At 34.0% G+C, this 4,362-nt stretch carries 2 protein-coding genes; both read left to right on the top strand.

What is annotated here, in order from left to right; translation table 11 throughout:
* The first annotated feature begins 380 nt into the window (after positions 1-380).
* Positions 381-2,291: a PTS mannitol transporter subunit IICBA gene (locus HU235_RS06540; RefSeq protein ID WP_095299040.1), complete on the top strand. Its 1,911-nt coding sequence runs from the start codon at positions 381-383 to the stop codon at positions 2,289-2,291.
* Between the two features lie 73 nt (positions 2,292-2,364).
* Positions 2,365-4,362: BglG family transcription antiterminator (locus tag HU235_RS06545; RefSeq protein WP_174879692.1), on the top strand; the 1,998-nt coding region annotated here is incomplete at its 3' end.

A 4,362-nucleotide genomic window follows, 5' to 3' on the forward strand; every position in this document is an offset into this window, starting at 1 on the left:
AACTTTGGTTGTTTTTTATTTGTTTCCTCATGCAGTGCTCGTTTTTGCTGTATGAATAGTGTGCAACTGGTTCAGTACAAACACATGTCTACTACTTTTACACACCCATTGGAATCTCACATATACGCTCTATTAACCATTGCAAAGTATTGTATAAATGACAACAATATTTTAGATATGAGACTTCTTAAAAAGGAAGGCTAAATTTTAACTTCTAATAACAAATATTAAAAGGAATGAAGAACTTCATATTGAGAAAAGATAACTTTGTCATACTAAGTGCGACAAAGTTAGTTTTCGATAATCTTGAATTAAGGATTTCTCTATCTTATGATGTGATAAGATGATTTTTATCTTTTTTAAAGAAAGGAAGAGTTATGATGGCTCAATCTAATATAAAAGTGAAAGTCCAGAAATTTGGTAACTTTTTAAGCTCAATGGTTTTACCAAATATCGGCGCTTTTATTGCGTGGGGGTTAATTACGGCTTTATTTATACCAACAGGCTTCTTCCCGAATGAAAGCCTTGCCAAATTAGTTAGCCCAATGGTGACGTATTTATTACCATTATTAATTGGTTATACAGGTGGTAAATTAGTACATGATCAACGTGGTGGTGTCGTTGGTGCCATTGCAACGATGGGGGTAATAATTGGTGCACCTGATACACCAATGTTTTTAGGTGCGATGATTATGGGTCCGCTTGGTGGCTATGTCATTAAAAAGTTCGACCAAGCAATTGAAGGAAAAATTAAATCTGGCTTTGAAATGCTCGTAAACAATTTTTCTGCTGGTATTCTCGGTGCAATCCTTGCAATTTTATCATTTTTAGCAATTGGACCAGCAGTAGATGGATTTACGCAAATACTTGTATCAGGTGTTGACTGGTTAATTGATACTGGTTTATTACCATTAACAAGCATTCTAATTGAACCAGCGAAAATTTTATTTTTAAATAATGCAATTAATCATGGTGTGCTTTCACCAATCGGTTTAGAACAAGTACAAGATACTGGTAAATCAATCTTGTTCTTACTTGAAGCAAATCCAGGACCAGGTCTTGGTATACTATTAGCCTTTACTTTATTCGGAAAAGGCACTGCAAAGCAATCTGCTCCAGGAGCTGGAATTATCCACTTCTTTGGGGGAATTCATGAAATTTACTTCCCATACGTATTAATGAAACCAATGTTGTTCTTTGCTGTAATATTAGGGGGAATGAGTGGAGTATTTACGTTAGTCCTACTTGGTGGGGGATTAGCTTCACCTGCATCTCCAGGTAGTATTCTTGCGATTGCAGCTGTTACTCCTCCTCAAGCAAGTGCATATATTGCTAACTTTGCAGCTGTAATTGTCGCAACAATCGTTTCATTTGTAATTTCTAGCTTAGTGTTAAAAACAAGTAAACAGCAGGATGAAAATATCGAAGAAGCAGCGAAAAAAATGCAAGAAATGAAAGGAAAGAAAAGCTCTGTTGCTAATACGTTTAGCAATAAGCAAGGTGTCTTACCTGAAAATGTGAAAAAAATCGTTTTCGCATGTGACGCTGGTATGGGTTCAAGTGCTATGGGGGCATCATTACTACGTAAGAAAGTTAAGGAAGCTGGCTTGGATGTTCATGTAACAAATTCAGCTATCAGTAATTTACAAAGTGATGCACAAATTGTCATAACACAGGAAGAGTTAACACCACGTGCAAAAGCAAAACTACCAGATGCTTATCACATTTCAGTTGATAATTTCTTATCAAGCCCAGAATATGACAAGCTTATTGATAGCTTACAAAACGGTGTATCTGAACCTTTAACAGAAATTGTTGAAGATTCACAGCAAAATGTGAGTGAAGTAGATCATAATCATGATAATGACGATTTATTATTAGAAGAAAACATCTATCTAAATCAAGAATTTGCTACAAAGGAAGAAGCAATCCGCTTTGCAGGTAATGCATTAGTTAAAGCTGGATATGTGGAAGAAAGTTATGTCGATGCGATGATTGACCGTGAAAATTTAACCTCCACATATATGGGAAATAGTGTAGCTATTCCTCATGGTACAGAAGAAGCGAAAAAAGCAGTCATCCGTTCTGGCTTTACCGTTATTCAAGTCCCAAATGGTGTTGATTTCGACGGAGAAAAAGCAAAACTTATTTTTGGGATAGCTGGAAAAGATGGTACGCATTTAGAAATTCTATCAGGTATCGCAGTTATTTGTTCTGATGAGAAAAATGTGGAACAATTAGTTCAAGCGAAAACAACGAAAGAATTATTGGCTATCATCAACAGTAAATAAAACACGGAATAGAAAGATGGGGAATCCTATCTTTCTATTCTGCTATTTCTCTTTAAAGAAATGAGAGGATGATATGTATATTACATCAAGGGAAAAATCCATTATCGACTTGATTGTAAAGACAGCAGGAAAGCATACGGTACATTCCCTTTCAGCGTATTTAAATGTTAGTGTTAGGACGGTTCAACGGGATTTGAAATCGGTTGAAAAAATTTTAAAGCATTTTGAATTAGAGCTTAAGCGAACAAGTGATGATGGTCTGATTATTAATGGGAAAAATGAGCATATATACAAGCTCATTCAAAACTTAATCGATGTGAACCCTACGGATGAAACGCCAAAGGAACGAAAGCTTCAATTACTTATTAAGCTTTTTCATGAAGGTGAATCATTTAAAATTCAAGTTTTATCGAAGCAGTTAGGTGTCAGCATCACAACAATTACCGCATATTTAGATGATTTAACACACTGGTTAAATCAATTTAATATTACTCTTACAAGAAAAAAAGGTGTCGGTGTTGAAATTCATGGACATGAAACGAATAAAAGAAAAGCACTAGCAAATTATTTTATCGTTCATTTTCATGAGGAAATCATTGAAAGCTTATACTTATTACAAATGGGAAATATGGTGAAGGGTCCTGTACTCGGGTATTTTTCACCAAAATATTTAGTGCTTGTCGAAGAGTTAATTAATAAGTATATTAATCATCGTCAAACAAGGCTAGCTGATCATGATTATATTGGACTTATTATACATACATGCATCACTTTGCAACGGACAGAGAATAAGTTTCTTATTCAAGAGGAAGGCAATGATTCAAATCGATTTTCTACAGAATTTCAGTTAATTCAAAAATTATGTGAGCAGCTTGAAAAAGAATTGAATATTACCTTAAAAGAGCAAGACCTTCAGTTTTTAACAGTTGTTTTGAAAGGATCAAAGCTACATGATGCTGATAAGATTGATTATGACAGCATTTTACTAGGGAAATTTATTAAACACTTAATTCAAGATGTTTCTTCACAGTTAAATATTGACTTGACAAAGGATTTTTCGCTATTTCAAGGGCTTCTTGCCCATATGGAACCATCCATTTTTCGTTTAAAGCAACAAATGGGTTTATTCAACCCATTGACAGGAGAAATTAAACATAAATATCCTGTTTTATTTATGGCTGTTAAGGAAAGCTTAGAAAAAATTTTCAAAGATATTACTTTTCCTGATGATGAAGTTGCTTTTATCGTTCTTCATTTTGGATCTGCCTTATTAATGAGTGAAGAAAAAGTTAATATCCATGCAGTTGTTGTTTGTCCTACAGGAATTGGCACTTCAAAAATGCTTGCAAGTCGGATTAAAAAGGAAATTAGTGAAATCTATTCGATTGAAATCAAATCGATAAAGGATTTTGAAAAAGCAAATCCAAAAGACTATGATCTCATTATTTCAACTGTTAGGCTTCCGTACGCAGACTTGGACTATATTTTAGTCACACCATTATTGAATGATGAGGATATTGATAAAATCCATAGCTTTTTGAAACAGAGTATAAAGAAAATAACAAAAGTAAGAGACTATGAGCAACAAATTCATCACAAGGAAATTGTAACGAGCAGTTCAACGCTTAGTTTTAAAGAGCTCTTACAGGAAATAAAAGACGTGCAAACTAGTATGGAAGAAATCCTTAATAATTTTCGAGTTTATCGGATGAATAAAGGAAACGATCATTTTCAAATATTAGAAAAAATGATTGAGTATACGGTTCAGGATAATATCATAACAGATGCACAAAGTGTTTATCGTAGTCTCAAAGCTCGGGAACAAAAAGGTGGACTAGGTATTCCTAACACAAATATGGCACTTTTTCATTGTCGGGATGAGCATATTAATCAATTGATTTTTCAAATTTCCCATTTAGAGGAACCATGTATTGTGAGAGGGATGGATGGAAAACAAATCCAAATGAAAAATTTATTATTAATGCTTGCTCCATCAAGCTTAACTGTACGAGAGCAAGAAATCCTTAGCTTGATTAGTACAAGTTTAATTGAAAATGATATAGCAATGATG

Origin of the sequence: Metabacillus niabensis (assembly GCF_902829255.1) — a bacterium.
GTDB lineage: Bacteria > Bacillota > Bacilli > Bacillales > Bacillaceae > Metabacillus > Metabacillus niabensis.